The sequence below is a fragment of the Kitasatospora sp. NPDC002543 genome (genome assembly GCF_053594915.1).
Genome location: NZ_JBSFWR010000015.1, coordinates 1 through 26,700, shown reverse-complemented (window position 1 = coordinate 26,700; position 26,700 = coordinate 1). Strand labels below are relative to the sequence as shown.

24 protein-coding genes, 3 pseudogenes and 2 riboswitches are annotated in these 26,700 nt (G+C 72.6%); of the genes and pseudogenes, 12 read left to right on the top strand and 15 right to left on the bottom strand.

Annotated elements, in window-relative coordinates:
• Nucleotides 1–27: 27 nt before the first annotated feature.
• Nucleotides 28–688 (top strand): annotated as a pseudogene (locus ACWD4P_RS09465) (adenosylcobinamide amidohydrolase).
• Here ACWD4P_RS09465 and ACWD4P_RS09460 read toward each other — a convergent pair.
• Complete coding sequence (locus ACWD4P_RS09460; RefSeq protein ID WP_449779244.1) at nt 676–2,040, bottom strand: hypothetical protein; 1,365 nt, start codon at nt 2,038–2,040, stop codon at nt 676–678. The pseudogene ACWD4P_RS09465 and the gene ACWD4P_RS09460 sit on opposite strands and share 13 nt — an antisense overlap.
• Before the next feature lie 176 nt (nt 2,041–2,216).
• A riboswitch (cobalamin riboswitch) is annotated at nt 2,217–2,351 on the bottom strand.
• Between the two features lie 41 nt (nt 2,352–2,392).
• Nucleotides 2,393–2,538, top strand: a riboswitch (cobalamin riboswitch).
• 180 nt (nt 2,539–2,718) lie between these two features.
• Between ACWD4P_RS09460 and ACWD4P_RS09455 the strand changes: the two genes are divergently transcribed.
• The 6 genes from ACWD4P_RS09455 to ACWD4P_RS09430 are packed head-to-tail and all read left to right on the top strand — an operon-like array spanning nt 2,719 to nt 10,671.
• The gene (locus ACWD4P_RS09455) at nt 2,719–5,535 is read left to right on the top strand and encodes a prenyltransferase/squalene oxidase repeat-containing protein (protein WP_449779182.1); all 2,817 of its coding nucleotides are present in this window, start codon (nt 2,719–2,721) and stop codon (nt 5,533–5,535) included.
• Nucleotides 5,532–6,635, top strand: coding sequence for a hypothetical protein (locus tag ACWD4P_RS09450; protein ID WP_449779181.1), 1,104 nt, complete (start codon nt 5,532–5,534; stop codon nt 6,633–6,635). Before ACWD4P_RS09455 ends, ACWD4P_RS09450 begins: the two co-directional genes overlap by 4 nt.
• Nucleotides 6,636–6,645: 10 nt before the next feature.
• Nucleotides 6,646–7,833: a CbiQ family ECF transporter T component gene (locus ACWD4P_RS09445; RefSeq protein WP_449779243.1), complete on the top strand. Its 1,188-nt coding sequence runs from the start codon at nt 6,646–6,648 to the stop codon at nt 7,831–7,833.
• 4 nt (nt 7,834–7,837) lie between these two features.
• A complete protein-coding gene (locus ACWD4P_RS09440; protein ID WP_449779180.1) occupies nt 7,838–9,481 on the top strand; it encodes an ABC transporter ATP-binding protein in 1,644 nt (547 codons plus the stop codon).
• Nucleotides 9,478–10,335, top strand: a complete 858-nt coding sequence (locus tag ACWD4P_RS09435) for an ECF transporter S component (protein WP_449779179.1) — start codon at nt 9,478–9,480, stop codon at nt 10,333–10,335. The genes ACWD4P_RS09440 and ACWD4P_RS09435 overlap by 4 nt, the downstream gene beginning before the upstream one ends.
• Nucleotides 10,336–10,353: 18 nt before the next feature.
• Complete coding sequence (locus tag ACWD4P_RS09430; RefSeq protein ID WP_449779178.1) at nt 10,354–10,671, top strand: hypothetical protein; 318 nt, start codon at nt 10,354–10,356, stop codon at nt 10,669–10,671.
• Nucleotides 10,672–10,891: 220 nt separating this feature from the next.
• Here ACWD4P_RS09430 and ACWD4P_RS09425 read toward each other — a convergent pair whose 3' ends face one another.
• From ACWD4P_RS09425 to aceA, 3 genes are all read right to left on the bottom strand, one after another.
• On the bottom strand, nt 10,892–11,758 hold the full coding sequence (locus ACWD4P_RS09425) for a 3-hydroxybutyryl-CoA dehydrogenase (RefSeq protein WP_449779177.1): 867 nt from the start codon (nt 11,756–11,758) through the stop codon (nt 10,892–10,894).
• A 27-nt stretch (nt 11,759–11,785) separates the two neighbouring features.
• Nucleotides 11,786–13,396: a malate synthase A gene (gene aceB / locus ACWD4P_RS09420; protein ID WP_449779176.1), complete on the bottom strand. Its 1,611-nt coding sequence runs from the start codon at nt 13,394–13,396 to the stop codon at nt 11,786–11,788.
• Nucleotides 13,397–13,504: 108 nt separating this feature from the next.
• Nucleotides 13,505–14,797 carry an isocitrate lyase gene (gene aceA, locus ACWD4P_RS09415; RefSeq protein WP_449779175.1) on the bottom strand — a complete coding sequence of 431 codons (1,293 nt, stop codon included), beginning with the start codon at nt 14,795–14,797 and terminating at the stop codon, nt 13,505–13,507.
• A gap of 351 nt (nt 14,798–15,148) precedes the next feature.
• Between aceA and ACWD4P_RS09410 the strand changes: the two are divergent.
• Nucleotides 15,149–16,539 (top strand): annotated as a pseudogene (locus tag ACWD4P_RS09410) (short-chain fatty acyl-CoA regulator family protein).
• A 76-nt stretch (nt 16,540–16,615) separates the two neighbouring features.
• On the opposite strand, the pseudogene ACWD4P_RS09405 reads toward ACWD4P_RS09410, so the two are convergent.
• From ACWD4P_RS09405 to ACWD4P_RS09390, 4 genes and pseudogenes are all read right to left on the bottom strand, one after another.
• Nucleotides 16,616–16,915: pseudogene (locus tag ACWD4P_RS09405) on the bottom strand (lantibiotic dehydratase); the annotation flags it as partial.
• A gap of 3 nt (nt 16,916–16,918) precedes the next feature.
• Nucleotides 16,919–17,209 (bottom strand): hypothetical protein, encoded by a 291-nt coding sequence (locus ACWD4P_RS09400; protein ID WP_449779174.1) that lies wholly within the window; start codon nt 17,207–17,209, stop codon nt 16,919–16,921.
• 87 nt (nt 17,210–17,296) lie between these two features.
• Complete coding sequence (locus tag ACWD4P_RS09395; protein ID WP_380729071.1) at nt 17,297–17,467, bottom strand: FxLD family lanthipeptide; 171 nt, start codon at nt 17,465–17,467, stop codon at nt 17,297–17,299.
• Nucleotides 17,455–18,417, bottom strand: coding sequence for a TauD/TfdA family dioxygenase (locus ACWD4P_RS09390; protein WP_449779173.1), 963 nt, complete (start codon nt 18,415–18,417; stop codon nt 17,455–17,457). Before ACWD4P_RS09390 ends, ACWD4P_RS09395 begins: the two co-directional genes overlap by 13 nt.
• Before the next feature lie 176 nt (nt 18,418–18,593).
• Between ACWD4P_RS09390 and ACWD4P_RS09385 the strand changes: the two genes are divergently transcribed.
• From ACWD4P_RS09385 to ACWD4P_RS09375, 3 genes are all read left to right on the top strand, one after another.
• Entirely contained in the window at nt 18,594–19,022 is a 429-nt protein-coding gene (locus ACWD4P_RS09385; protein ID WP_449779172.1) for an NUDIX hydrolase, read from the top strand.
• 3 nt (nt 19,023–19,025) lie between these two features.
• Nucleotides 19,026–19,670, top strand: a complete 645-nt coding sequence (locus ACWD4P_RS09380; RefSeq protein ID WP_449779171.1) for a helix-turn-helix domain-containing protein — start codon at nt 19,026–19,028, stop codon at nt 19,668–19,670.
• A 258-nt stretch (nt 19,671–19,928) separates the two neighbouring features.
• Nucleotides 19,929–20,225, top strand: a complete 297-nt coding sequence (locus ACWD4P_RS09375; RefSeq protein WP_449779170.1) for a hypothetical protein — start codon at nt 19,929–19,931, stop codon at nt 20,223–20,225.
• Here the strand turns inward: ACWD4P_RS09375 and ACWD4P_RS09370 are convergent.
• The 3 genes from ACWD4P_RS09370 to ACWD4P_RS09360 form a co-directional block, all read right to left on the bottom strand.
• Nucleotides 20,156–21,073, bottom strand: a complete 918-nt coding sequence (locus tag ACWD4P_RS09370) for a glycoside hydrolase family 15 protein (RefSeq protein WP_449779169.1) — start codon at nt 21,071–21,073, stop codon at nt 20,156–20,158. The two genes, ACWD4P_RS09375 and ACWD4P_RS09370, sit on opposite strands and share 70 nt — an antisense overlap.
• A 103-nt stretch (nt 21,074–21,176) precedes the next feature.
• Nucleotides 21,177–21,422: a trehalase-like domain-containing protein gene (locus ACWD4P_RS09365; protein ID WP_449779168.1), complete on the bottom strand. Its 246-nt coding sequence runs from the start codon at nt 21,420–21,422 to the stop codon at nt 21,177–21,179.
• An 87-nt stretch (nt 21,423–21,509) separates the two neighbouring features.
• Nucleotides 21,510–21,845 (bottom strand): hypothetical protein, encoded by a 336-nt coding sequence (locus tag ACWD4P_RS09360; RefSeq protein WP_449779167.1) that lies wholly within the window; start codon nt 21,843–21,845, stop codon nt 21,510–21,512.
• A gap of 228 nt (nt 21,846–22,073) precedes the next feature.
• Between ACWD4P_RS09360 and ACWD4P_RS09355 the strand changes: the two genes are divergently transcribed.
• A complete protein-coding gene (locus ACWD4P_RS09355) occupies nt 22,074–22,283 on the top strand; it encodes a hypothetical protein (RefSeq protein WP_449779166.1) in 210 nt (69 codons plus the stop codon).
• Nucleotides 22,284–22,377: 94 nt separating this feature from the next.
• On the opposite strand, the gene ACWD4P_RS09350 is transcribed toward ACWD4P_RS09355, so the two are convergent.
• The 4 genes from ACWD4P_RS09350 to ACWD4P_RS09335 all read right to left on the bottom strand — a co-directional run bounded on the left by ACWD4P_RS09350 (nt 22,378) and on the right by ACWD4P_RS09335 (nt 26,646).
• Nucleotides 22,378–22,836 carry a DUF4279 domain-containing protein gene (locus ACWD4P_RS09350; protein ID WP_449779165.1) on the bottom strand — a complete coding sequence of 153 codons (459 nt, stop codon included), beginning with the start codon at nt 22,834–22,836 and terminating at the stop codon, nt 22,378–22,380.
• 37 nt (nt 22,837–22,873) lie between these two features.
• Nucleotides 22,874–23,659 (bottom strand): IS21-like element helper ATPase IstB, encoded by a 786-nt coding sequence (istB, locus tag ACWD4P_RS09345; RefSeq protein WP_449779164.1) that lies wholly within the window; start codon nt 23,657–23,659, stop codon nt 22,874–22,876.
• Nucleotides 23,656–25,287 carry an IS21 family transposase gene (istA, locus tag ACWD4P_RS09340; protein ID WP_449779163.1) on the bottom strand — a complete coding sequence of 544 codons (1,632 nt, stop codon included), beginning with the start codon at nt 25,285–25,287 and terminating at the stop codon, nt 23,656–23,658. Before istA ends, istB begins: the two co-directional genes overlap by 4 nt.
• A 69-nt stretch (nt 25,288–25,356) precedes the next feature.
• A complete protein-coding gene (locus ACWD4P_RS09335) occupies nt 25,357–26,646 on the bottom strand; it encodes an MFS transporter (RefSeq protein WP_449779242.1) in 1,290 nt (429 codons plus the stop codon).
• Nucleotides 26,647–26,700 lie beyond the last annotated feature (54 nt).

Here is a 26,700-nt window from a genome sequence, read left to right as displayed (position 1 = left end):
GCCGACGGGTGATCGCTTGCCGAGGCCGTGATCTTCCTCGGCGCGGCCGCTCACCAGACCGTGTGGGGGAGCCGTCGTCGAGGCGGTCCCGGCGCCCGGCGGTTGCTCTCCAGCACCGTCCTCGGCGGTGGCCTCGGCGAACGGGAGTGGGTGGTGAACGCACAGGTCAGGCCGGGGTACAGCCGGATGGACCCGGAGCGGCACCTGGCGGAGCTGGCTGCCGCGGAGCGGCTGCGGGGCGCCGGGGCGGGGCTGATGACCGCCGCCCAGGTGGACGACTTCACCTGGGGGTGCGACGGCGGGGCCTCGGCGGTGGTCACGACGGGGATCGGCGTGCCGATCTGGGCCGCCGGGCCCGAAACCGCCCCGGCCCATGCGTACGTGCCGGGCACCGTCAACATCCTCGTCGTCGTCCCGGCGACGGTGTCCGACGCGGGCCTGGTGAACCTGCTCGCCACGGCCACGGAGGCGAAGGTCCAGGCACACCGGCGCGGGGGAGGATGCGGAGCCGTTCGGCGGCCCGCGCTCGCTGTGGGGTGCACGGGTGGCGCGCGCGGTCCACGCGGCGGTGCGCGCGGGGGCCGAGAGGGACCGCGCGCGCCGGGCGCGGGGGCCCGCACCCGAGCACGCACGGCCGACGCAGGACTGCCGCCGCAGCTTCGTCCTGTCGGTGGATCAGCTGCCGTAGCGCAGCGAGACGGTGTCGCCGAGGTGGACGGTGGTGGCCCGGGTAGCGGTGGTGGGGGTGGCGCCGTCCAGGCCGACCTTCCAGGTGGAGGAGCCGCTGTTCGCGGTGCCGTTGAGCGCGGTGACGGTGCCGCCTCCGGTGGCCGGGGTGACGGAGGTGACGCAGCCGCTCGGAGTGGCGGTGGCTGCCGCGTCGAGGACGTCGCCGAGGGTCGTGGTGGTGCCGGTGGGGGCGAGGGTGACGGCGCAGACCTTGAGGCTGCCGGTGCCGTCGTCGACGACCAGGGCGAGCTTCGCGACGGTACCCGTGGTGAAGTCGGTGGTGGCGGACCAGGCGGGTTCGCCCGCGGTGGTCGGCGCCGGCGGGGTGGCGGTGAACCCGGCGCCGGCGACGGCGCGCAGGCCGTCGACGGAGGCGTACGGCGACGGGGAGGTGTCGGTGGGCAGGTACTTGAAGCCGCCGCCGGGCTTGAACTGCTGGGCGATGAGGAAGTCGAGCGGGGTCTTGCCGGTGCCGCTGGTGAAGTCGGTGCCCTGGGGGTTGATTCCGCAGGCGTTGAGGCCGGACACGGCCCAGCCGTTGGAGTCGGTGTTGACGCCGAACATGGCGTTGAAGGCGCCGGAGGAGGCGAGCTTGCCCTTGAGGAAGTTCTTCGCGGCCACGATCGCGGCGTCGGTGTTCGGGACGCCGCCGACACACAGCGAGGCCATGGCGGCGCCGGTCATGTCGATGTCGCTGCCCTGGGCGAGCGCGGTCGGGTCGCCGGCGGCCTTGCTGTAGTTCCAGCCGCCGTCGTTGTGCTGGTTGGCGCGCACGGTCGCGACCGAGGCGTTCAGCAGGGACTGCGGGACGCGTTGTCCGCCGCTCTGGGTCTTGGCACCGCCGAGGGCGAGCAGACCGAAGACGGTCCCGTTGAAGTTCGCGGACGGGCCGTAGTAGCCGGGTTCGGCGGTCTGCCAGTAGGCGGCGAGGTCGGCCACGAGGTTGCGGCCCGGGCCGATCCGTGCAGGGTCGATGCCGGCCGCGTAGGAGTTGAGGATGCCGCGTTCGTAGTCCGTCACCACGGGCGAGGCGCTGGGCCAAGTGGGGGCGGCGAGCTGGTTGCGGTAGACGAGGCGGGCGTTCTTGCTGGTGTCACCGCCGGGGGTCACGTCCGCGGAGGCGGTCCCGGCGGCGGCGAGCGCGCTGAAGGCCCACTCGTTGGAGAGCCCGCCGCCGGTGACGTAGCTGCCGTCGGCGGCCTGGAGGGACTTGAGGTACGTCACGCCGGTGCTCTTGGAGGTGGCTATCTGACTCGGCGAGGCGGTGGCGTGCGCAGGGACGGCCGACAGGAGGAGGGCGCCGGCGGCCATGGAGACGGTCGCCGCGGAGGCGAGACGTGAGGAGATGAGGCGCGAGTGCGCGGGAACGGACACGGAACGGGCTCCTTGGGGTGACGGGCGCGCCGGTCCTGCCCCGGGCGCCGGCACTCGTTCGGGGAGCGCGCGGTGGGGGCGGCGGCCGCCCGGATCGCGTGGGCTGGCTGGTGCTGGTGCTGCACGACCGCGCGGGCATTCGGGCTCGGGACCGGTGCAACCACCGCCCCACACCGCTGCGCGTCAGCTCCGGATTCGCACCGGATTCCCCCGCTCGGCCACCGCGGACGTTACCGCACCCGTGAACGGATCTACGAGGTGGTGAAAGTGACATGACGACTCGTTGACGACGACTTCGAGCGCGTGGTGTGATGAACCGCTTTTTCATCCTCGGCAGTCAGGGGAAGCCGGTCCGATTCCGGCGCTGACCCGCAACCGTAGACCCGCCCGCAAGGGCCGGTGAGCCGGAATGCCTGCGCCGGGGCCTTGTTCAGGAGTACATGCGTCGTCGTGGACTACGACGCGGTCACGACGGTCCCCGTACCGGGGAGAGCCGTCGGCTGCGCCGTGGGACCCCGACGACCGATCGGGGAGTCGCCGGTGAGGGTCAGCAGCAGTCCTACGCGTCACAGAAGCAGAGAGCTGGGCTCGCTTCTGGTCACCACGGCCGTCGCAGTGGCCGCCTGCGGAACGGTCCTGCTGGGCCACCCCGGCAGCGCGGCAGCCGACCCGATCGAGCAGTGCACGGCGACGACGGGCGCGATCGTCGCCGTCGACTTCGGCCACTGGGGCGGCGGGGTCGTCCGCGGCTGCGACGCCCACCCGACGACCGGGATGAACCTGCTGCACAACGCTGGTTTCACCACGACCGGGACCGAGCACGACGGGCCCGCCTTCATCTGCCGGCTCGGCACCGGGACCTTCAACGGCGGCGTCCAGTACCCCACTCCGGCCGAGGAACCGTGCGTCAACACCCCGCAGGCCACCGCGTACTGGTCGTACTGGATCGCCGCACCCGGCCAACAGACCTGGTCCTACAGTCAGTTCGGCGCCGGCACGCAGCAGCCCAAGCCCGGCGAGGTCGAGGCCTGGGTGTACGGCGGCACCGACATCGGCGGCACCAGCGGGGCACCGAGCTTCACCCCGGACTCGGTCCGCTCCAAGAACGGTGGCTCCTCGGCGTCCCCTTCGCCTTCCTCCTCCCCCTCGGCTACCCCGACCCCGACCGCGAGCCCCACCGGGCCCTCCGCAACCGGCAACCCGGCCGCGGCCGCGGCCTGGCTGGCCGGTCAACTCGTCGGCAGCGACCACATGGAGAACTGGGCCGCCCCGGGGCCGGACTACCCCCGGACCGCCCTCACCGCCGTCGCGCTCGCCGCCGCCGGGACGCAGGACCCGGCGCTGCGCAAGGTCGTCGGCTTCCTCGTCGACCACACCGACGCGTTCCTGTACCCCGACGGCCCCACCGGCGCGCCCGACACGAGGGCCGCCGCCCTGCTGGCTCTCGTCGCGGAGAGCACCGGCCGCGACCCGCGCACCTTCGGCGGGCGGGACCTGCTCGCCGCGCTCACCGACCACGTCTGCACGGCAGCCGGGGAGAACGGCAAGTGCACCGCCGCCGGGGACTTCCTCGGTGCGGCCTCGCCCTGGGTCCAGTCCCTGGGCGTCATCGCACTCCAGCGCGCCGGCGTCACGCCGCCCGCCCCGGCACTCGCCCGCTTCACGGCCTTCCAGTGCGCCGACGGCGGCATGGCCGGCTCGATGATCGTCGCCGGTGACCACTGCGAATCCGACCCGCTCACCACCGCGGCCGCCGCCCTCGCCCTGCGCACGGCCCCCGGCTACGAGGCAACCGCCAAGAAGGCCACCGACCAGCTCGCGGCGAGCCAGCAGCCCGACGGCTCCCTCCTCCCGTACGCCGGCGCACCCGGCGACACCACCAGCACCGCGAGCGCCGCCCAGGCCTTCCAGGCCACCGGCCAGGGCGCCCGCTGGGCCGCCGCCACCGCCTGGCTCGCCGCCCGCCAGAACAAGGACGGCGGCTTCGGCCCCGACGCGTTCACGCCGGACCCGGACGCCGCCGCCACCGAACAGGCCATCCTGGCCCTGACCGGAACCGACCTCACCAGCGTCCGGCACAACCCCGACGGCGCCACCCCGACGCCCACCCCGCCCGTCGGCAGGAAGCCCGACGCCGCCAAGGGCAGCGCCTACCTCACCGACCCGGCACGGCTGATCGGCGGCCACTACTACGAGGGCTTCCCGGCCTTCGCCGACTTCGGCCTCACCATCGACGGCGCCTACGCCCTCGCCGCCACCGGCACCGACGACGCCGCGCTGCGCCGGATCGTCGACTTCCTGGACCAGCAGGGCAAGGACGCGAGCGATCGTACCGTCAACGACTGGACCGCCATCGGAACCGAGTACGCCGGCGGTGGCTCGATCGGCAAGGAAGCGCTGCTCGCCGAGGTCGTCGGCCGGGACCCGCGGAACTTCGGCGGCCACGACCTGATCGCCGCCCTCGCGGCGATGGTGTGCACCAAGGCCGACGCGAACACCGGCTGCGACGCCCCGGGCAACTACGCCTACGCCACCTCGGTCTTCTCCCAGGCGCTCGCCGTCATGGCTCAGCTCCGGGCCGGTGAGTCGGCCGGCGCGGCCCCCGCCATCGCCTACCTGAAGGGCCTCCAGCACGCGGACGGCTCCTGGCCGAGCCTGATCCCCGCCACCGGCGACTCCGACGTGGACAGCACCGCGATGGCGGTCATGGCCCTGGCCCTGGTCCCGGGCGAGGACGCCGCGCAGGCGGTCGACAAGGGGCTCGGCTGGCTCGCCGCGCGGCAGCTGCCGGACGGGGGCTTCCCCGGCGCGGCCGGTGACTCGACCAACTCGGCCGCCCTGGCCGTACAGGGCATGACGCTGCGCAAGAACACCTACGACGGTCAGATCGACAAGGCACTCGACTTCCTCGCCGGGCAGCAGAACGGCGACGGCGGGTTCAACGTCGCCTCCGGCGGACAGCAGGGTTCGGACGTCCGGGCCTCCACGCAGGTGCTGGGCGGTGCTACCGGGATCTCCTTCGGGACGCTGACCCGCTCCCTCGGAGGTACGCCGACGCCGACCCCCACGGGGACTCCGACGCAGATGCCCACGGGGACGCCGACCGGCACGCCTACGGGCACCGCGAGCGCAACCGGCACGCCGACCCCGACGGGCACCGGCACGCCGTCGGCGACGACGTCCCCCACCTCCGTCGCGTCCGATCCCGGTGACGGCTCGACCACCCGTCCGTCCGACGCCCCGCTCGTCGGTGAACCGGTCGGCGGTGGCGTGCCTGCCGGGGCCGGGCAGTCCGGTACCGGCGGCCTCGCGGCGACGGGGAGCGAAGCACTGGCACTGACCGGGGCGGCCGGTCTGCTGACCGTGCTCGGCGCTGTGGCCGTCCTGGCCGCCCGCCGTCGTACCGCCTCCGGTTCGGGGCGTCACCGGTGATCCGGCGCTTCGGCCGGCTGATCGGTGCCGCCGCCGCGACCCTGGCCGTGGCGTTCGGCGGTGTCGCCGTGGGCACCGCCCCCGCCGCCGCCGCACCGCTGCCGATGGACCAGTGCACCACCACCTCCGGCGTGGTCCTCGCCGTGGACTTCGGCAAGTGGGGCGGTCCGCTGCTGCGGTCCTGCGGGACCACCCCGACCACCGGGTACACCCTGCTCAACCAGGGCGGCTGGAAGACCACCGGGACGGGGCACGACGGCCCGGCGTTCATCTGCCGGATCGGCTACAGCGGGTTCCAGGGCGGGAAGCAGTTCCCGACCCCGGACCAGGAGAAGTGCGTCCTGACGCCTCCGGCCACGGCCTACTGGTCGTACTGGCACGCGGATCCGGGCCAGAACACCTGGTCGTACAGCCAGTTGGGCGCGATGCTCTACCAGCCGAAGCCGGGCAGCGTCGACCTGTGGATCTTCGGCGGCACCAACGTCGAGGGCACCGAGGGCCGTCCGGCCTTCTCGCCGGACAGCGTCCGGGCGCACGACTCCAGCCCCGGCGGGCAGCCGGCCGACCCCGGCCAGGGCACCACGGGCGGCTCCGGCAGCGGATCGACGGGCAGCGGCGGCGGCGGGACGACCGGCGGCGGTTCCGGTACCGGATCGAGCGGCACCACCGGCGGGTCGGGTACCACCGGCGGGTCCGGAACCGGCCGGGCTCCGGCGCCCGCCAAGCCCCCGGCGGGCGGAGCACGTCCGCCCGCTCCCGGTACGCCCCCGGGGAGCGGCAGCCCCGCTACCCCCGAGGACGGCATCACGCCGCCGGGTGCCCCCGAGCCGACGCCGGTACCCGCGACCCCGGTACCGGTCGAGCCGCCCACCGCGGCATCGACGGACACCCCGAGCGACCGGCCGACGGAGCAGCCCGCCGTGGCCGCGCCGACGCCCACCCCCGCCGTACCCGGCGGGGCGGTCAACGCCGACCCGGTGGCCGACGCCCCGCACGACTCCGGCTCGATGTTCCCCGCCGTGCTCGGGTCCGTCCTCGTCGTGGCGCTGGGCGTGGCCACCGTGGTCGCCGCGCGGCAGCGCCGTCGACGGACCGAGTGATCGGATGACCATGCTCGACAAGGCCGTCGCCGACTCCTCCCCGCTCGCCCCCGGGCGGGCGGCGGGGAACGGTCGCGCCCCGCGCAACCTCCACCCGCTGGCCTGGTGGGCCTGGGCACTCGCCCTGGCGACGGCGGCCAGCCGCACCACCAACCCGCTGCTGCTCCTGCTCGTCCTCGCCGTGCTCGGCTACGTGGTGACGGCCCGTCGCAGCGAGGCCCCGTGGGCGCGCGGGTTCACCTACTACCTGTGGCTGGCCCTGACGGTGGTGGCGATCCGGGTGGTCTTCCGGTGCGTCTTCGCCACCGGGATCACCCCGCACGACCACCTGCTCTTCTCCCTGCCGCACATCCCCACCCCCGACTGGTACGCGGGCATCCGGATCGGCGGCCCGGTCTCGCTGGAGGCCACGCTCTCCGCGGCCTTCGACGGGCTGCGGCTGGCCTGCCTGATCTGCTGCATCGGCGCCGCGAACACCCTCGCGAACCCCAAGCGGGCCCTGCGGGTGCTGCCGGGTGCCCTGTACGAGCTGGGCGTCGCGGTGACGGTGTCGCTCAGTGTCGCGCCGCAGCTGGTGCAGAGCGTCCAACGCGTCGCCCGGGCCCGGCGGTTGCGCGCTGGGCAACGCAAGGGCGTTCGCGCGCTGCGCAGCATCGTGGTGCCGGTCCTGGAGGACGCGCTGGAGCGTTCGCTCAGCCTGGCCGCCGCGATGGACTCGCGCGGCTACGGGCGCTCCGGCACCGCCTCGCGCCGCTCCCGCCGGCTCACCGGCGCGCTGATGCTGCTCGGCATGTGCGGCCTGTGCGCCGGGGTGTACGGGCTGCTGGACGGCACGGCGCCGGCCGCGCTCGGTCTGCCCGCCTTCCTCGCGGGCGCCGTGCTGTGCGTGGCCGGCCTCCTGCTCGGCGGGCGGCGCGTCCGGCGCACCACCTACCGCCCGGACCGCTGGCGGGCCGCCGAGTGGGCGGTCGCCGGGTGCGGGGTGACCGCCGCAGTACTGCTGTTCGCCACCGTCGGCTACGACGCCACCGACCTGAACCCGTCCCTGTACCCGCTGACCTGGCCGACGCTGCCGCTCGTCCCGGTGCTCGCCCTGCTTGTGGCGGGCGCTGCGGGGATCGTCTCCCCACCGCCGGGCCGAACGCCCGCAGCCTCCGCCCTCCTCCCACCAGTACCGACCGCTCGCACACCGAGGTGACCACGTGATCCGATTCGACCAGGTCGGCGTGGTGTACGACGGCGCGACGACGCCCGTCCTGCGCGACGTCGACCTGCACATCCCGGAGGGCGAGCTCTGCCTGGTGGTCGGCCGCACCGGCGCCGGCAAGTCCACTCTGCTCGGCGCCGTCAACGGCCTCGTGCCGCACTTCACCGGCGGCACCCTGCGCGGCCGCGTCACCGTGGACGGACGCGACACCGCCCACCACCCGCCGCGCGAACTCGCCGACGTGGTCGGCGTGGTCGGGCAGGACCCGCTGGCCGGCTTCACCACCGACACGGTGGAAGAGGAACTGGCTTACGTCATGGAGCAGTTGGCGATCCCGCCGGAGACCATGCGCAAGCGCGTCGAGGAGACCCTCGACCTGCTCGGTCTGGCCGAGCTGCGCCACCGTGCCCTGCACGAGCTCTCCGGCGGGCAGCAGCAGCGTGTCGCCATCGGCTCGGTGCTCACCGCGCACCCGCGCGTGCTGGTGCTGGACGAGCCGACCTCCGCGCTCGACCCGACCGCCGCCGAGGAGGTGCTGGCCGCGATCACCCGGCTGGTGCACGACCTCGGCGTCACCGTGCTGCTCGCTGAGCACCGGCTGGAACGCGTCGTCCAGTACGCCGACAGCGTCGCCTACCTGCCCGGCGACGGGACGGTCGTGCACGGGCCGCCCGCCGAGGTCTTCCGGGAAACCGCGATCGCACCGCCCGTCGTCGGCCTCGGCCGACTGGCCGGCTGGCAGCCGCTGCCGCTGTCCGTCCGGGACGCCCGCCGCGCCGCCGTGTCCCTGCGCGAGCGGCTCACCGATGTGCCCGTTCCTCCGCCACGCCGGGCAGCGGTGGTGGGGGAACGGGTGCTGGACGCCCGGGGGGTGGTCGTCCGGTACGGTCCGGTGGCCGCCGTCCGGGAGGTCGACCTGGCGCTGCGCGCCGGCGAGGTCACCGCGCTGATGGGCCGCAACGGCTCCGGCAAGTCCTCGCTGCTGTGGGCCCTGCAGGGCTCCGGGCCCCGGCAGGGCGGCAGCGTGAAGGTCACCGGCACCGGGGGAGGGAAAGCCGAGGACCCCAAGCGCCTGACCGCGGCCCGGGCCCGCCGGCTGGTCGGGCTCGTCCCGCAGACCCCGACCGACCTGCTGTACCTGGAGACCGTCGCCCAGGAGCTCGCGCAGAGCGACCTCGAAGCCGATCACGCCGACGGGCCGACCGCCCGGCAGATCCTCGACCGCCTCGCCCCCGGGATCCCGGACGGCACCCACCCCCGGGACCTCTCCGAGGGCCAGAAGCTGGCCCTGGTGCTGGCGATCCAGCTGGCCGCCGCACCAAGGGTCGTGCTGCTGGACGAGCCCACCCGGGGGCTCGACTACCAGGCGAAGGAGGCGCTCACCGGCATCGTGGACACTCTCGCCGCAGAGGGGCGCACCGTCGTGGTCTCCACCCACGACGTCGAGTTCGTCGCCTCCGCCGCCGACCGGGTGGTGGTGATGGCCGAGGGCGAGGTGGTCGCCGACGGCCCCACCGCCGAGGTGATCGTCGCTTCACCGACCTTCGCCCCGCAGACCGCCAAGATCCTCGCCCCGCGCGCCTACCTGACGGTCAACCAGGTCGCCGGGGTGCTGGAGACCGCGGAGGCGGCCCGGTGACCGCCGTCCGGATCCCCGGCCGGGCCCGGGTCGTGGTCGCCCTGGCGGCCTTCATCGGTCTGGTCGCCTTCACCTGGCCGTTCGTCGTCGCGCCGGGGAAGTTCGGCTCCTCCTACGCCCCGCCGCTGATCTTCGGCGCCCTGCTCGTCCTGGTCCTCGCCGTCGTCATCGCCGAGATCTCGGCCGGCGGCATCGACGCCAAGGCCCTCGCCATGCTCGGCGTCCTGTCCGCCGTCAACGCCGGACTCCGCCCCCTGGGCGCCGGTACCGCCGGAGTGGAGACGGTCTTCTTCGTCCTCGTCCTGGCCGGCCGGATCTTCGGCCCCGGCTTCGGCTTCACCCTCGGCTGCACCTCGCTCTTCGCCTCCGCCCTGCTCACCGGCGGCGTCGGCCCCTGGATGCCTTACCAGATGTTCGGCTGCGCCTTCGTCGGCATGCTCGCCGGACTGCTGCCGAAGGCCCGGCCCCGCCTGGAGCTGCCGATGTTGGCTGCCTACGGCGCGTTCTCCGGCTACTTGTTCGGCTTCCTGCTCAACCTCTCCTTCTGGCCGTTCTCCACCGACCCGAACAGCTCCATCGCCTACCTCCCCGGGCTCCCCTTCACCGAACAGTGGCACCGCTACCTGCTGTTCGACCTCGCCACCTCGCTCGGCTGGGACACCGGCCGCGCCGTCACCACCTTCACCGCCGTCCTCGTCGTCGGCCCGGCCGTCCTCACGGTCTTCCGCCGTGCCGCCCGCCGTGCCAACTTCGAACCCACGGTGCGTTTCGAGGCCCCGGACGGCACCGGCACCGGCACCGGCACCGCGCCGGTGCCCCCTGCCATGCGGTCGGCGGAGACGGCGCCCTCGTGAACCGGAAAGGTCAATGCCATGCCCAAACCCGGGAAGCCCCGAACGGTGACGATGGACGGAGCCCGGTTCGTCCTCCTCACCCCGGAGCAGTACGCCGGACTGGAATCCTCACGCCGCCAGCTCGGCGTACAGCAAGCCCAGGTCGCCCGGATGAAGCTGGACCTGCGGCGCGGGCGGGAGCTGCTGCGCGAGGCTGAACGGGTGCTGGCCGACCTTCCCGCGAAGCACGCCGAGAGTTCGATCGGTCGGTTGGGGCCCGAGCGCGGACTTCCGGAACTGCTCGCCGACATCCGCGCAGTCCTGCCAGCGCGAGCCGACCCCGACCGGACGCCCTGATCGGCATCCGGACAGTGCTCGCGTCGGCATCGGGCTCTTCACCCGGGTGGCACGGGGATTCAAGCTTGTTCACGCGTGTGCGGCGGCCGGGCCGATGCCGCGGAGCGGAGCGGGGCTGTCCGGAGCCTGTCCGACGATTCGCCATCAGACGGAACGCAATGTCCCGCCGACGCTCCAACCCTCCGCGACAGAGGTAGGGGCGCCGACGGGACACGTGTGGTCACACCGTCCGGTGCGGGTGGAATCCGCGGCCGCTCTTGCGGCCGAGGAGGCCGGCCTCGACCATCCGGGAGAGCAGCGGCGGGGGTGCGTAGAGCGGTTCCTTGTACTCGTCGTACATCGAGCGGGCGATGGCCTCGACGGTGTCCAGGCCGATGAGGTCGGCGAGGGCGAGCGGGCCCATGGGGTGGGCGCAGCCGTGGACCATGCCGGCGTCGATGTCCTCGGGGGTGGCGTGGCCGGCCTCGGCCATCCGGATCGCGGAGAGCAGGTAGGGCACGAGCAGCGCGTTGACGACGAAGCCGGCCCGGTCGCGGGAGTGCACGACGTGCTTGCCGAGGACGTCCCGGGCGAAGGCCCCGACCCGGTCGACGACGGCGGGGGCGGTGTGCAGCGAGGTGACCAGCTCGACCAGCGGCATCACCGGCGCCGGGTTGAAGAAGTGCAGGCCCAGGACGTGGGAGGCCCGGCCGGTGGTGATGCCGAGCCGGGTGACCGGGACGGCCGAGGTGTTGGTGGCCAGGACGGCGTCCTCGGCGAACAGCACCTTGTCCAGCGTGGTGAGCACGTCGGCCTTGACCCGCTCGTCCTCGACGACGGCCTCGACGACGAGTTGGCGGTCGGCCAGGGCGTCCAGGTCGTCGGCGAACAGCAGGTGCGCCCAGGCGTCGGTGCGCTGCTCCTCGCTGATCCGTCCGCGCTCGACGGCGCGGTGCAGGGAACGGTCGATCCGGCTTCGCGCTGCCCGCAGCGCCGCCGAGCCGTTCTCGCAGACGATGGTGTCGAGTCCGGCGCGGGCGAAGACCTCGGCGATGCCGGAGCCCATCTGCCCGGCGCCGACGACGGCGACACGGCGGATGTCGTTCATGGTGCGCTCCCTCCGTGGTCGGGCGGCTCAGGCCGCGGTGCGGACGCGTACGAGGTGGCGGGCGTAGGCCTCGGTGGTGAGGAAGGCGGGCAGCTCCGCGCCGAGGGAGGTCTCCTCCAGGATCCGCACCGCGTCGTCCACGAGGACCGGGTCGGCGCCCTCGCCGCGCAGGGTGGCGCGTTCCCGGTCGATCAGCCGCCGCACCAGGCCCGGAGTGACGAGCGACCCGCCGGTCAGTCGGGTGCAGTGGTGCTGCCACTGCCAGATCTGGCAGCGGGCGATCTCGGCGGTGGCGACGTCCTCCATCAGCCCGAAGACGGCGACGGCGCCGGAGCCGTTCAGCCAGGCCACCAGGTAGCGCAGGGCGACGGCGACGTTGGAGCGCACGCCCTGCTCGGTCGGCAGGCCGGCGGTCAGCCGGTGGACGCCCAGCAGGTCGGCGGCGGTGACCTCGACGTCCTCGCGGGAGCGGTCGAGTTGGTTCGGGCGGTTGCCGAGGACGGCGTCGAAGGCGGCGCGGCAGGTGTCGACGAGGCCGGGGTGGGCGACCCAGGAGCCGTCGAAGCCGTCGCCGGCCTCCCGCTCCTTGTCGGCGCGGACCTTCGTCAGTGCGACGGCGTTGGCCTCCGGGTCGCGCTGAGGGATCGCGGCGGCCATGCCGCCGATGGCGTGGGCGCCGCGGCGGTGACAGGTGCGCACCAGCAGGTCGGTGTAGGCGCGCATGAAGGGCTGGGTCATGGTGAGGGTGGCGCGGTCGGGCAGGACGTAGCGCGGGCCGTGGTTGGCGAAGTTCTTGATCAGGCTGAACAGGTAGTCCCAGCGTCCGGCGTTGAGTCCGGCGGCGTGCTCGCGAAGTTCGTAGAGGATCTCGTCCATCTCGAAGGCGGCGGTGATGGTCTCGATCAGCACGGTGGCGCGGATGGTGCCGTGCGGGATGCCCAGTTCGGCCTGGGCGACGGTGAAGACCTCGTTCCAGAGCCGGGCTTCGAGGTGGTTCTCCAGCTTGGGGAGGTAGAAGTAGGGGCCGGAGCCGGCCTCGATCTGCGACCGGCCACAGTGGAAGAGGTAGAGGCCGAAGTCGACCAGGGCGCCGACGGCGGCGCGGCCGTCGATCAGCAGGTGCTGTTCGTCGAGGTGCCAGCCGCGGGGGCGGACCACGATGGTGGCGGGGGTGTTCCCGATGTAGTAGCGCTTGCCGTCCGGGGTGGTGTCGTCGATCCGGCGTTCGGTCGCGTCGAGCAGGTTGAGCTGGCCGGTGACGAGGTTGTGCCAGGTGGGGGCAGTGGCGTCCTCGAAGTCCGCGAGCCACACCTTCGCGCCGGAGTTGAGCGCGTTGACGGTCATCCGGCGCTCGGGCGGCCCGGTGATCTCCACCCGGCGGTCGTGCAGGCCGGGGCCGGCGCCGGCCACGCGCCAGGTGGTGTCCTCCCGGACGGCGCGGGTCTCCGGGAGGAAGTCCAGTGTGCCGGCTGCGGCGAGAGCCTTGCCGCGGCGGCGGCGCTCGGCCAGGAGTTCGGTGCGGCGTTCCGCGAAGGCCTCGTGCAGGCGGGCCACGAAATCCAGGGCGGCAGGGGTGAGGATCTCGTCGAAGCGGTCCTCGGGTTCGCCGAGGATCTCGATGCGGCTGGTCTGGCTCATCCGGTTCTCCAAGGGGCGGGCGGGAGGCGCCCGGGGCCTCGTCCCTCAACGAGGCCCCGGGCGGCGGGGTGGAAGGCGGCTCGTCCCCAACGAGACCGCCGGGGTGGCTCAGTGGAACTGCTCGGCCTCGGTGGAGCCGGTCAGCGCCAGGGTCTCGGCGTTCGGGTTGAGCGCGGTGGAGACCAGGTCGAAGTAGCCGGTGCCGACCTCGCGCTGGTGCTTCACGGCCGTGTAGCCGTCCGGCACCGCGGCGAACTCGGCCTCCTGGAGGTCGACGTAGGCCGTCATGCCGTGCTCGGCGTAGCCGCGGGCCAGCTGGAACATCGAGTGGTTGAGCGCGTGGAAGCCGGCCAGCGTGATGAACTGGAAGCGGTAGCCCATCGCGCCCAGCTCCCGCTGGAACTTGGCGATCTGGTCGTCGTCCAGGGCGGCCTTCCAGTTGAAGGACGGCGAGCAGTTGTAGGCGAGCATCTTGTCCGGATACTCGGCCTTGAGCGCCTCGGCGAACTCGCGGGCCTGGGCGAGGTCCGGGGTGCCGGTCTCCACCCAGATCAGGTCCGCATACGGGGCGAAGGCGAGGCCGCGGGAGATCACCGGCGCCATGCCGGGCTCGACCCGGTAGAAGCCCTCGGCGGTGCGCTCGCCGGTGCAGAACCGAGCGTCGCGCTCGTCGACGTCGCTGGTCAGCAGGTTGGCGGCGAGGGCGTCGGTGCGGGCCACGATCAGGGTCGGCACGTCGTCGATGTCGGCCGCCAGCCGGGCGGAGTTGAGGGTGCGCACGTGCTGGGCGGTGGGCACGAGCACCTTGCCGCCGAGGTGGCCGCACTTCTTCTCGGAGGCCAGCTGGTCCTCGTAGTGGATGCCCGCCGCGCCGGCCGCGATCATGCTCTTGGTGAGCTCGAAGGCGTTCAGCGGGCCGCCGAAGCCGGCCTCGGCGTCGGCCACGATCGGCACCAGCCAGTCCGGCCCGTCGTTGCCCTCGGCGGCGTCGATCCCGTCGGCGCGCAGCAGCGCGTTGTTGATCCTGCGCACCACCTGGGGGACCGAGTTGGCGGGGTAGAGGCTCTGGTCGGGATAGGTCTGCCCGGCCTGGTTGGCGTCGGCCGCGACCTGCCAGCCCGACAGGTAGATGGCCTGCAGCCCGGCCTTCACCATCTGCACGGCCTGCCCGCCGGTCAGCGCGCCGAGCGCGTGGATGTAGTCCTGCTCGTGCAGCTGCCGCCACAGCCGCTCGGCGCCGCGCCGGGCCAGGGTGTGCTCCTCGCGCACCGTGCCCGACAGCCGGACCACGTCGGCCGCCGTGTAACTGCGCTCGATGCCCGCCCACCGGGGATCGGACGCCCACCGGGCGGCCAGCGCCGCCGCGCGCTGCTCCTGCTGCTGCCGAACCGACTGAGTCATGGTGATCCACTCCAGGGATGCTTTGCGAAGGATGTGAGCTGCCTCTCACCGCAGGGCGAGCGGGCGGCCGGTCGACGCCGGGCGGCGGTGCGACACCGCGGGACGTGGTCGCCCGGGCAGCTCGGACCAAGGCTGTTGACCTGGGTCTTCGCGGTTGCCGTGTGTGCCTCCCGGCCGCACCACCGACTCTGGCAGCTCGCCCGGCCCCCGTCACCGATGGACCGCTGCCAACTTCTGCGAACGACCGGCCGCGAATCTGCGAAGGCTGCGAAGGTCTCCCCTGCGCTCTCCGGCTACGCTGCCCCACCACGTGGTCAGCACGTCGACCCACAGAAAGCGGGGAGTGACACGATGGGGAAGGCCTTCGCCGGCGCCCGGCTGCGCCGCCTGCGTGAGGAGCGCGGACTCAGCCAGGCCGCCCTCGCCAGGCTGCTCGAGCTCTCACCCAGCTGGAACACGACGCCCGCCCGCTCACGGTCCCCGTGCTGCTGCGCCTCACCGAGGCCTTCGGGGTGGAGGCCGGTTACTTCGCCCCGCCGGACAGCGCCCGGCTCACCGCCGAACTGCGCGACGCCCTCGGCGAGGAGCTGACGGCCGGCCGGATCGGCACCGGTGAGCTCGACGAACTGGCCACCCGCCTGCCCGCGGTTGCCCGGCTGCTGACGGACCTGGCCCGCGGTCGCCGGGACGCGGCCGAGCAACTCGCCGTCCTCGCCGGGGAGCGCGGTCCCGGGGTGGACGCCCGCACCCCGCACGAACAGGTCCGCGAGTTCTTCTACCGTCGCCGGAACTACCTCCACGAACTCGACACCGCAGCAGAGGAGTTGGCTGGGACGATCAAGCTGAAGCGCGGCGGGGTCCGGGAGGCCCTGGTCGAACGGCTCGCCACCACGCACCAGGTCCGGATCGCCACCGTAGGCGAACAGCTGCACCAGTACGACGAGCGGACGCGGACCCTGCGCCTGTCCGACCGGCTGCGCCCCGGTCAGCAGGCCTTCCGGATGGCCACCCAACTGGCCTACCTGGAACACGACTGCCTACTGTCCGAACTCGCCGCGCAGGACAGCCCGGAGGGATCCACCGCCTTCTCGCTGACGCGGATCGGCCTCGCCAACTACTTCGCCGCCGCCCTCGTCCTGCCCTATCGGGCGTTCCACGCGCAGGCGGAGTCCGCCCGCTACGACATCGAGCACCTCGCCGACCACTTCGGCGTCGGCTACGAGACCGTCTGCCACCGGCTCAGTACGCTCCAGCGCTCCGGCCTGCGCGGGGTGCCGTTCTCCTTCGTGCGCGTCGACCGGGCCGGGAACGTCTCCAAGCGACAGTCCGCCACGGCCTTCCACTTCTCCCGCACCGGCGGCACCTGCCCGCTGTGGAACGTCTACGACGCCTTTGCCGCGCCCGGCAAGGTCCACGTCCAGGTCGCCGCCATGCCGGACGGTCGCCGCTACCTGTGGACCGCCCGCGCCGTCACCCGCTCCCCGGGCGGTTGGGGCCGCCCGGGGAAGACCTTCGCCATCGGCCTCGGGTGCGAACTCCGCCATGCGGAAAGGCTTGTGTATTCGACGGGCCTCGACCTCGCCGACGAGGCCGCCGCGACCCCGATCGGCCTCGGCTGCAAGGTCTGCGAACGGCCGGCCTGCCCGCAGCGCTCCGCCCCGCCGATCGGCCGCCCGCTCGCCGTCGACGAGCACACCAGCACCTTCGTCCCGTACGCCGCGCTGCCGGATCCCCAGGGTTGAGGGCCCGGAGCGGTATTCCGGTGGACCATCGGCCTCGCGCTGTCCGCGAGGCCGATCCCGGTGCGGCGAAGGGGCGGGTGCGGCGCAGGGTCGTCTCGGCCGCGGCAGTGATGCCATCGGCCCGGGGGACCGGTCGGTGGGGGACGACGAGGCGATCGCCCCGCATCTGAACGGTGTTGTTCGCCGTCACGTCCAAGAGTGCCAGCACGGTGGGGAGGCACTCCAGGAGGCCGACAGCCTGGGCGATCAGGGACTCCGCGGCACTGGTGACAACGTGGTGTTCGTCGCCCCACCGCACGACGCAGGACGGCCCGAACGATGCCGCCTGCACACCCGCGAAGCGCCCGAACGGGGTGGCGCGGCCGGCCGCGCGCAGGACCTAGCGGGCGGTGGAGAGCGCGGCACGCCGAACTTCGCGCGGGTTGGGCTGGGGACCGCCGATCAGCTGGGCGATGCGATCGGCGAGGGCCGGGCTGGCCAGTTCGAGGGCCTGGGCGAGGTGGGCGTCGGCCCACAGGGCCCGCAGCCAGTGTGCCTGTTGGAGGGCTGCGGCGGGTCCGGTGGCTGAGAGGTCGGGCCACGCCGGCGCTGGCAGGTCGGGACGGGCGACGGCGCGTACGAGAGCCGCGTCGGCGGCGCGGTAGACGGTTTTGGGAGCGGGTGTGCGCATCGCTGCGGACCTCGGGGCTCGGAGACGGAGGCGGGGAGGGGGCGGGTGGTTCCCCGGGAGCAGGTCCCGGGGAACCACCCGGGAGGGTCAGTGCACGCCGGTGGTGCAGGCGCCGCAGGTGGAGCCGCAGCCGTCGTCGGTGAGGACCTGCAGGCTGGCCGCGTCGGCGGTCTCGACGGTGCGCACGTCGAGGTCGAACTCGTCGCCGCTGACGACGGCCGTGGTGGCCTTGGTCTCGGCCGGGATCATCTGAGCCATGGTGGCTCCTCCTTGAGGGTTCCCCTTGCGGGACCTGGAGCCGGGGCGCGGGTGCGCCCCGCGTCACCAGGAGTCGGTGGGGCGGCTTGCCGCGGGTCGAGGGACGGCTGCCCTCCGAGGGCGAGCGAGCCCGCGGAAACTTCTGCGGGGTCCTCGTGAGGGGCGCGGAGGCTGGTAGGGCAGCGGGAGTGGGGGAATCCGGGCCCGAGACCGAGTGCAGGGGCCGGATCGCCCAGCGCCCGCAGTATCAGCCGCTCACCCGAGAAGCCGGTGCGGCCGTGCAGCAGACGATGGTTGTCCAGTACGACACCCTGCCCGGGGGCCAGCCGAAGCCGCTGGGTGTTGCGATCGATGGCCTGGCGCAGGGCGGGCAGGTGGGCCTGGGCGTCGGGCGAGAACCGGGCCAGGTCGTCCTGGCGCAACCACAACTGCCACCGCCCGGCGGGCAACTGCTGGAACACCGGGGCGAAGCGGCCACTCGACCCGCCGAAGTAGGCGGCCCGTTCCGCGGAGAATGCCTCGATGGCGGCAGGGTGCTGCACGGCCAGCTCGGCGAGGACGGCCCGGCCGTCCACCAGCAGGGTCTCACCGCCGCTGTCGCCGGCCCGCGCGCACGCCAGCAGGAGCAGACGCGGCGGATCCGGATGCTGCGTGCACTCGGTGTGCAGAGCCAGCGCGCCGCGCCCCAGGCCCGCGAAGCCCGGCCGCCCGCTGCGGCGGCCGGTGTCGCGGATCACGGTGAGACCGTCCGGGTCAGCATCCCGGTGCTGCCGCAACGAGGACATCAACCGGCCGGCCGCGAGAAGGACGTCGTCCCGCCCGCCCAACCTGGCGAGCCTCAGCAGGCCGTCCTCGCGCAACGCCTCACCCGCCTGCCGGCGCACCGCTCCTTCCAGCCCGCCCGCGGTGAACTTGTCGCTGCTGATGCCACTGGTGTCGAATGACGGCATGGTGAGACTCCTCGTGGGACCGAGCGGATGGGAGGCGACGCACTCTCCAGGCCCCGGCCACCGGATGGAAAGTGACAGATTGTCAAAGCGTGGTCACCGGGCTGCGGGGCATCGCGCCGGTTCACAACTGCTACCTTCGACACGCCCGTGACCGCCCACGCGCTCCGGAAGAAGCGATGAGCGAGACAGAACAGCCCTACGTGCCAAAGGCCTTCCCGATCTCCATCAAGGGCGTCGTGCTCGACCCGCAGCAGCGGGTGCTGCTGCTGAAGAACGAGCGCCAGGAGTGGAAGCTGCCCGGCGGGAGGCTGGAGGGCACCGAAACCCCCGAAGAACGGGTCGCCACCGAGATCCAGGAGGAGAGCGGCTGGACGGCCACCGCCGGCCCCCTGCTGGACGTGTGGATGTACGAGCCGATCCTCGGTCGCCAGGTCTTCATCGTCACCTACGGCTGCACCGCCACCGACGCGGACCAGGCCCCGGTCGTCAGCCACGAGCACAAGGAAGCAGGCCTCTTCCACCGAGACGAGGTGCCCGGCCTGGCCATGCCGCAGGGCTACAAGGACTCCATCGCCCGCTGGTACGAACTGCACCACCAGGCCTGACCGGTGACCCGGATCGACCCCTTCGGCGGCATCCGCTGGCACTGGACCACCCCCAGAGCACAGGACATCCTGCGCCGCAGAGCCCTGCCCGAGATCTTCCAGCTCTACCGAGAACTCCACGGGCTCCCGCAACAGGAACTCGCCGACCTCCTCGGCTACTCCACCAGCTACGTCGCCCGCATCGAAACCGGCTCGCGCACCATCACCGACATCGGAGCCCTGCGCCACATCGCCGAACGCCTCGGCCTCCCGCCGCACTGCCTCGGCATCACCGACGAAGCGGACGGAGACCACCAACTCGTGATCCAGCTCGCCGAATCCGTGCTGCGCCTGGCTGAGATCGCCCGCCAGGCCGGCCAGGCCACCGTTGCGGTCGCCGAGCTGTGGCCGCTGGTCGCCCGCCTGGAGGCCCGAGCCGCCGACGGACACGCCGACCTCGACACCCTGAGGCTGCTCGCCCGAGCTCGGGTCGGCCTCGGCGTCGCCCTCGGCCACGTCCTGCCGGAGGAGCGCCTGGCCAGCGCCGCCCGTTGTACGGGCAAGGGCCTGAACGTCGCCCGGCGCCTGGGGGATCCCGGCCTGCATGCCAATGCCCTGCGCCACCACGGCAACGAGCTGCGCAAGGCCGGACTGCGCCTGCGCGCTTGACCGGCTCGGGCAGGCCCGAGACGCCGCTCGTACCCCCACCGAACGAGCCGAGGCGGTCGTCCTGCTCGCCCGCGCGGCCGGAGCCGCCGGGAACACCGCCGTCTTCGACTTCGCGATCGAGGAGGGTCGCCGACTTCTCGACGAGGCGGCGCCCACTGCCCTTTCGCGATCGAGGAGGGTCGCCGACTTCTCGACGAGGCGGCGCCCACTGCCCTCTTCTCCGACTTCACCCTCCACGAGGTCCGTCTCCGGGGTCTCATGAGCACGGGCCGTGTCGCGGAGGCCGTCCGACAGCTCGACCGTGCGCCGGTTGCCGGTCTGGCAGCGACCTCCCAGTGGCGGATCATCGCGGCGATCACCGCCGGGGAGGTGCTGCTGAAGAAGGGGGACCCGACCGGAGCGGCGCAGCAACTCGGCACGGCGGTCGACGGGGCGACCCTCCATCATCTGCCGCACCAGCTCCAGCGCGTCGTGCGGGCCGGCCGTCACCTGCCCGAGGTCCGGGACCGTGCGAGCAACGCCCTGGCACGGCTGCGGGCCGAGATAGCGGCCTGATTTCCGGCCTGAGGGTGAGGCGGTGACGAACATGGCGGATTCACATTCCGTGAGCTCTGGACTGAACCATCCGGGGCGGTGGGGCGGGCGCCGGCGGTCTCGGCGGCCAGCAGGGTGTCCGCGACGTACCCGAAGACGTCGAGGTGGAGCTGGCCGGCCGCGCCGTTGCCGATCCGTACCGGGCGGGAGCCCTCGTAACCGGGTAGGTGGTCCAGAACGGTCTCGGTGAGACCGCTGCTGCCGTCGAGCCGGTACATGATCCGTGCGGTGGTGGGGTCGTCGGTCGTGTTGACCAGCCACGTCCGCCAGGCACGCACCTGCTCCAGGAAGCGGCCGGCACGCAGCAGTTCCCGGACGGTGAGCGCGGAGTCGCGCAGCCACGCGTAGCGGTAGTCCCAGTTGCGTTCGCCGCCGATCTGCTCCGGCAGCGAGGTGGTGGGGGCGGCGATGACCGCGCTGGTCGGCCGGTGGATGAGGGATCCGAGAACGGCCACGGAGCCGAGGACGGCGTCGCGGTAGGGTCCGGTGTAGGTGACACGGGCGTTCCAGTCGGCCCACTCCTGAAGCGTGTCGGCGAGGGCCTGGTCGGCGTCGGGTACGGGCGGGACCGGGTCGCCGACGTTCTGCCAGGTCAAGGCGTAGACGGCCTGTTGTCCCTCGGTCGGGACGATCTCGGAAGCGGCGGCTCCACGCCGTCGGGACCGGTGGGAGGGGCCGTCCAGCCACAGGATCGCGCCCCGGTGCTCGGCGGTGAAGCGTCGGGCGCCGTCGGGGCCGGTGACCTCGCGCAGGGCGGCGTGGGTACGGCCGTAGTCGGGGGCGGCGACGATGCGGGAGGTGATGCTCACCCGACCGCGCAGACACCTGGCGATGCGGATCACTTGGGAGGGGCGCTCGGGCTTCTGACGCGGGCATGAACTCGGTGACCTGCACGGTGCCCTCGGGGAGCTCTCAGCCCTCGTCCAGGACCAGGCCGCCGTTTCGGTAGGCGCGGTGAGTGACGGGGAGGGGCTGAGCGGAGGTGGGGGAGAGCGACCAGTAGCCGTGGCGCCGGTCGCCGAGGAGGCTGGCGAACACCGTCGGCGAGTCGAACTCCGGCAGGCACAACCACGGGATCGAGCCGTGGAGGTCGACAAGGGCTGCGGAGCGGCCGTTGCCGATCGGGGCGTAGCCCTCGATCGGGAGGGGAACGGGCATGCGAAATCCTGGTGTTGGTGGAGAGGGAGGTGGTCAGGGGCGGGCGGGGTGTGCGTGATGGGCTGCCTCAGTAGCCGAAGGCCGGGTTCACGCCACCGGCCATGTCGGCTCCAGGTAGTGGGTGGAGCCGGCCGGGGCCAGGGTGACGATCCCGGTGATCACGGCGACGGCCGCGGCGTGGGTGCGGCTGCCGCGTCGTGAGAGCGCACGGACGACTCGTCCCTCGACCGCTCGGGCGGTGCGCAGGCTCAGTCCGACGCCGTTCGCCCCGGCCTCGCTCAGCGTCCCGGTACACATCAGGGCGGCCACGGCCCGCCCCGCCTGATCCAGTTCGGGCAGGTGCGCGGGCAACTCGGTGCGTAGCCGCTCCGTGCTGATCGCCTCCGCCGTGATCAGGCGGACGACGAGGTGGGCGTCGTCCACGGCGGCGGCGCGTCGGCGTAGGTCGGCCAGGCGGGACTGGACGAGGTAATCCCCGGCACCGCGAGACCCTGCGACGTCGGGCGGGCTCTCGGCTACCTGATGCGACGCAGACATGGGCGCGTTCGCGCCCGCCTGCCTGGATATAGAGGAGCCGAAGCCGCGCAGATTGTCGGCTGGCTGGCCACAGCGCTTCTTGTAGTACGAGAAGCTGCCCGTCTCATCCGGTTCATGGTGAACCGTATCCCGCGCCTTTCCGAGATGGCGATCGTCGCGCTGGAGAGCATCGGCCGTGTGCGTGATGCGTGGGTCCGCGTGCAGGAGCGCGGCGCCAAGTGCACGTGCGGAGACTTCGTCGCGCTGTCAGGCCGCCTGCGGGCTCGGCCGAGCTGCTGCTGCGTGGCGTTAACGGTTTGGCATGGCCTCACTTTTCCGGTCTGAATTGGGCCCGGCTTGCTGCGATGGGCCCTTGTGTTCCGGCCCGGAGTGGCCCCGCTTCCGGTCTGTGGTGGCCCCGCGTTGATGGGCGGCGGTGTCAGTCGTCGCTGCGCGTCATGTCATATTCGCCGACATCCAGATCTGCGCCGGTTGCGGCCAGGAAGTCCACCACCGCGCGGTCCAGGCGCCAGCCGAACAGGTTCGTGTCGTCCGGCGAGCCGGAGGGCTGCTCGTCACGCCGGTTGAACCAGCGGTGGACCTGCAGAATCGTGCCCCCGGGGCCCTCCTCGGTTGCGAGACGGGTCGTCAGATCGGTGAGCGCCTCCATGCGGGGCCTGAGCCTGCTGATCACCTGGCCGATCTGCTCATCGACTGGCAGGCCGGGCTCGCGGCAGACAACCTTCCAGACGTGACAGAACGGGATGGTGTGAGGTGAGGCGGCTATGCTCCCCCGCACCGTGACCTCGTCCGGTTCCACGCCAAGCAGCTGGGTGATCTCGTCGGCAGTGATGCCCACGCTGGCGATCGCAAAGTAGACGTACTGAGTCAACGACACCCGCGGAGAGTACCGACGCAGCCGCACGGCCGCTCGATTATTTCCTCGTCTGCTGCCTGGCTTTGGTCTGTGCGAGGCGGTAGGACTCGGTGCCGGTCTCGATGATGGTGCCGTTGAAGGTGAGCCGGTCGACGATCGCCGCGCAGAGTCGGGGATCGGTGAAGGTCCTGGTCCAGCCTCCGAACGATTCGTTCGAGGCGATCGCAACACTGTTCTTCTCCTCCCTTTCCGTCAGAACCTGGAACAGCATCTCGGCGCCGCGGCGGTCCAGTTCGAGATAGCCCAGCTCATCGATGCAGAGGAGATCGACGCGGCCGTAGCGGGCGATGGTCTTGGTCAGCTGCTTCTCGTCGGCTGCTTCGACGAGCTCGTTGACCAGGCGGGCGGCGAGCGCGTAGCGGACCCGGAAGCCGGCCATCGCGGCGGCGGAGCCGAGGGCGATCAGCAGGTGGGTCTTGCCGGTGCCGGAGTCGCCGATCAGGCAGAGCGGCTCGCACTTCTTGACCCACTCGCAGGTGGCGAGGTTATTGACCAGGGCGGGTGTGACGTTCGGGTTGGCCGAGTAGTCGAAGTCAGACAGCCACTTCGAACGCGGGAAGCCGGCCGCGCGGATGCGCCGCTCGGAGCGGCGTCGGTCGCGGTCCTCGCACTCGGCCATCAGCAGTTCGGCGAGGAAGCCGCGGTAGGAGAGGTGCTCTCGTTCGGCGCGGTTGACGGTGTCGGCGAACTGGGCCCGCATGGTCGGCAGCCGCAGGACGCGGCAGGCGGTGTCGATGGCGGCGTCGGAGGCGGGCTCGGTCAGGGTGTGGTGCGGGCCGGTCATCGCGGGTCCCTTCCGGGTCGGTGGTGCAGGAGCTGGTCCCAGCGCTCAAGCGCTGGCAGGGGACGCTGGTCGGGTGGCAGGTGGGCGGTTCTTCGTTCGGTCAGGCTCGGCAGCGGCAACTCGGGTGGGGCGACCGGTTCGGGCAGCGGGACGGTGACGGTGACCGTCGGCGAGCGACCCTCGGTCTCGGCGGCCTTGCGCGCCTCCAGCGCGACGACGTCAGCGGTGCAGGCCCCGGCCGCGAGGGCGGCGGTGATGCCGGCGACGATGTCGCGGTGTTGCAGGTGCCGGTGCAGCAGCAGGACGTGGACCAGGGCCTTCGTGCCGTCGCTCTCGCCGAGGGCGTGCTTGGCCGCGGACCAGAACGCCTCGTGGGCGGGGGTGAAGGTGCCCACGCGGCGGGCCTGGTCGAGTGCCTCGGAGCCGGCCAAGGCTCCCGGCTTGGCCAGCAGGACCTCCAGGAAGTGGTCCAGGACCAGCCGCTCGGCGCCCTTCGTGGTCAGGCGTGGGTGGCGGGCGATCTCGGTGCGGCCATGGAAGACGACGACCTCGTTCGAGCGGAGCAGGACGTGAACGGTGCGGCCGATGTAGCGGACCGGAACCGAGTAGCGGCAGACGCGGACGGCGACCATGCCGTAGCGGTCGACGCGCGGGCTGAAGGCGAGCCCGGTCTCGAAGGCATCGCCGGGGAGGGGCAGCAGGAGCGGGGCCTCGTGGGCGAAGTCCTGGCCGATGGTGCGGATCCGCATCCCGATCCGCCGGTTCCCTTCGGCCTGTTCGAACGCGGCGAAGGTGTCGTTGAGCTCGTCGAGGGAGTCGACGCATGGGACGGGGGTGAGATAGTTGCGCCGCCAGTAGCCGACCTGGCCCTCGACTCCGCCCTTCTCGTGGGCGCCGCGAAGTCCCGGCTCGCAGTAGAACGGGGTGATCGAGTAGTGCAGGCGGAAGTCGTGCCAGCGCGGATGCTCCTCCCGCGACCTGCTCTTGCGGATCACCCTGGTCACGGCGGGCGAGAGGTTGTCATACCGTATCTGGCCTGCGGGTATGCCGCCCAGGGTGCGGAACGCGTGGACGTGGCCGTCGAGGAAGGCCTCCTGCCCGCACGAGGTGGTGATCCGGTGGACGGCCTTGCCGGAGTAGGCGAGCCGGAACGCGAACAAGTAGCACTTGGTGCGCTCGCCGGCCAGGTCGACCCAGGCCTCCCCGAAGTCGACCTCCGCGTCCATGCCGGGCTGGTTGTGCCGGATCACGAACCCCGCCGCGGGTGCCGCCCCAGCGGCCTCCGAGATCTCCTGCCGGCGCCGGTGGACGTAGTCCCACACGGTCGAGTAGGCAATCTCCGCCCCGAGCTCCTGCCGAAGCCGGGCCAGGATCCGCTGCACGGTGTGCCGCTGCTTCGGCGGAGCCTCCAGATCGTCCAGTAGCCACTGGTCGATCGTCTTCTTGAACGGCTCCAGCCGCGGCGAATGCCTTCGCGGTGTCCGCCGTGGCGGCGGCACCGCCGAGCACAGGGCCTCCCGCACCAGCCGCCGGTGGACGCCGTACTTCCGCGCGAGGGCGCGGACCGACAGCCCCTCCCGCCACGAGTCGCGGCGGATCAGCAGGAACAGCTCTTCCTTCGAGGACACCACTCGGTATCGCCCCCTCACGGAGACCTGCACCGAGCGTCCCAGCCGCCCGTCGGGAGTGGGGCCAATTCAAGCCGGAACAACCCCCGAACGCTCCCACGCGCCCCGCGAGTGGGGCCAACTCGGGCCGAAAAAGTGGGGCCATATCAGACCGTTAACGCCAGCTGCGACAGCCGCAGCAGTTGCCGCGATGACGGCCAGGGCGAGGAAGAGTGCCGGGTGTCCGCCGCCGAGTGCCGGGGTGAGCGCTGTGGTTGCCCAGGGAGCCAGGGCGCCGGCGATGGTGGCCGGCGCGGCGAGAAGGGCGCTGAGTCGGCCGTACGAGGCGGTTCCCCAGCGGTCGGAGACGGCGGTGGCCTGGAGCAGGGTGAGGTTGCCGCGGACGGTGCCGGCGAGGATCGCGATGGCGAGGAGCAGTACGGTCGGGCCGGGAACTGCCGCGAGGAGTGTGGTTGTGGCTCCTCCGGCGCCGATGAGGGCGACCGTGCGGGTGGTGACGCCGGTGCGGCGGGCGAGGGTGCCGTAGAGGGTTCGGCCAAGGGTCTGGCCGAGGCCGCCGAGCCCGAGCGCCCAGGCGGCGGCGGTTGAGCTGACGCCGCGCTCCATGAGGAGCGGGACCAGGTTGAACACCACGCCGTACATCGCGAAGCCGGAGAGCGTGAACGCTACGGCGACGAGCAGGAATTGGCGAGAGCGGGCCGGATCGTCCGACGGCGGAGCAAGGCGAACTGTGGCCTTGGGCGTTTCGGTGGGAGGCCAGGGATGGCGCAGCGCCAGGAAGTGGAGCGGCACGGTGACGGTGGCCAGCACGGCCGCCAGGACGAGGTAGGTGGTGCGCCAGCTGAAGTGGTCGGCGAGGGCGGCGGTGACGGGTGCGAAGACGGTGGAGGCGAGGCCGCCGGCCAGCGTGACGGTGGTGAGCGCACGGATGTGGTCGGGCTGGTGCCAGCGGGTCAGGGCGGCGAAGGCGGGCTGGTAGAAGGTGGCGGCCATCGCGGCGCCGGCGAGGAGCCAACTGGCGAAGAACAGCGGCAGGTTCGGGGCGGCCGCGATGCCGACGAGGGCAACGGTCCCGACGACGGAGCCTGAGGTCATCACCTTGCGGGGCCCGCGCCGGTCGATGATCCGGCCGACCGTGAGGCCGACGAGGGCGGAGACCAACAGAGCGGCTGTGAACGCGGCGGTCGTCTGCGCGGTGCTCCAACCGGTGTCGGCGGTGATGTGCGGGTTGAGGACGGGGAAGGCGTAGTAGACGATTCCCCAGCTGGTGATCTGGGTGACGCACAGGGCGGGCAGGGCGGCGCGGGGCCGCGACCGGGCCACCGACAGGACGGACTCCTCCCCGCCGAGCGTGAACAGCACCACCCGCAGCGGAAGTTCGGACGAGAGGTCGAACGGCGTGAACGCGGCCCG

What these genes read in the sequence shown, in the direction of transcription:
- ACWD4P_RS09460 (WP_449779244.1), bottom strand. Translation starts at nt 2,040, where the DNA reads ATGGCCGCCGGCGCCCTCCTCCTGTCGGCCGTCCCTGCGCACGCCACC.
- ACWD4P_RS09445 (WP_449779243.1), top strand. Translation starts at nt 6,646, where the DNA reads ATGCTCGACAAGGCCGTCGCCGACTCCTCCCCGCTCGCCCCCGGGCGG.
- ACWD4P_RS09430 (WP_449779178.1), top strand. Translation starts at nt 10,354, where the DNA reads ATGCCCAAACCCGGGAAGCCCCGAACGGTGACGATGGACGGAGCCCGG.
- ACWD4P_RS09425 (WP_449779177.1), bottom strand. Translation starts at nt 11,758, where the DNA reads ATGAACGACATCCGCCGTGTCGCCGTCGTCGGCGCCGGGCAGATGGGC.
- aceB (WP_449779176.1), bottom strand. Translation starts at nt 13,396, where the DNA reads ATGAGCCAGACCAGCCGCATCGAGATCCTCGGCGAACCCGAGGACCGC.
- aceA (WP_449779175.1), bottom strand. Translation starts at nt 14,797, where the DNA reads ATGACTCAGTCGGTTCGGCAGCAGCAGGAGCAGCGCGCGGCGGCGCTG.
- ACWD4P_RS09400 (WP_449779174.1), bottom strand. Translation starts at nt 17,209, where the DNA reads ATGCGCACACCCGCTCCCAAAACCGTCTACCGCGCCGCCGACGCGGCT.
- ACWD4P_RS09395 (WP_380729071.1), bottom strand. Translation starts at nt 17,467, where the DNA reads ATGGCTCAGATGATCCCGGCCGAGACCAAGGCCACCACGGCCGTCGTC.
- ACWD4P_RS09390 (WP_449779173.1), bottom strand. Translation starts at nt 18,417, where the DNA reads ATGCCGTCATTCGACACCAGTGGCATCAGCAGCGACAAGTTCACCGCG.
- ACWD4P_RS09385 (WP_449779172.1), top strand. Translation starts at nt 18,594, where the DNA reads ATGAGCGAGACAGAACAGCCCTACGTGCCAAAGGCCTTCCCGATCTCC.
- ACWD4P_RS09375 (WP_449779170.1), top strand. Translation starts at nt 19,929, where the DNA reads ATGAGCACGGGCCGTGTCGCGGAGGCCGTCCGACAGCTCGACCGTGCG.
- ACWD4P_RS09365 (WP_449779168.1), bottom strand. Translation starts at nt 21,422, where the DNA reads ATGCCCGTTCCCCTCCCGATCGAGGGCTACGCCCCGATCGGCAACGGC.
- ACWD4P_RS09355 (WP_449779166.1), top strand. Translation starts at nt 22,074, where the DNA reads ATGGTGAACCGTATCCCGCGCCTTTCCGAGATGGCGATCGTCGCGCTG.
- istB (WP_449779164.1), bottom strand. Translation starts at nt 23,659, where the DNA reads ATGACCGGCCCGCACCACACCCTGACCGAGCCCGCCTCCGACGCCGCC.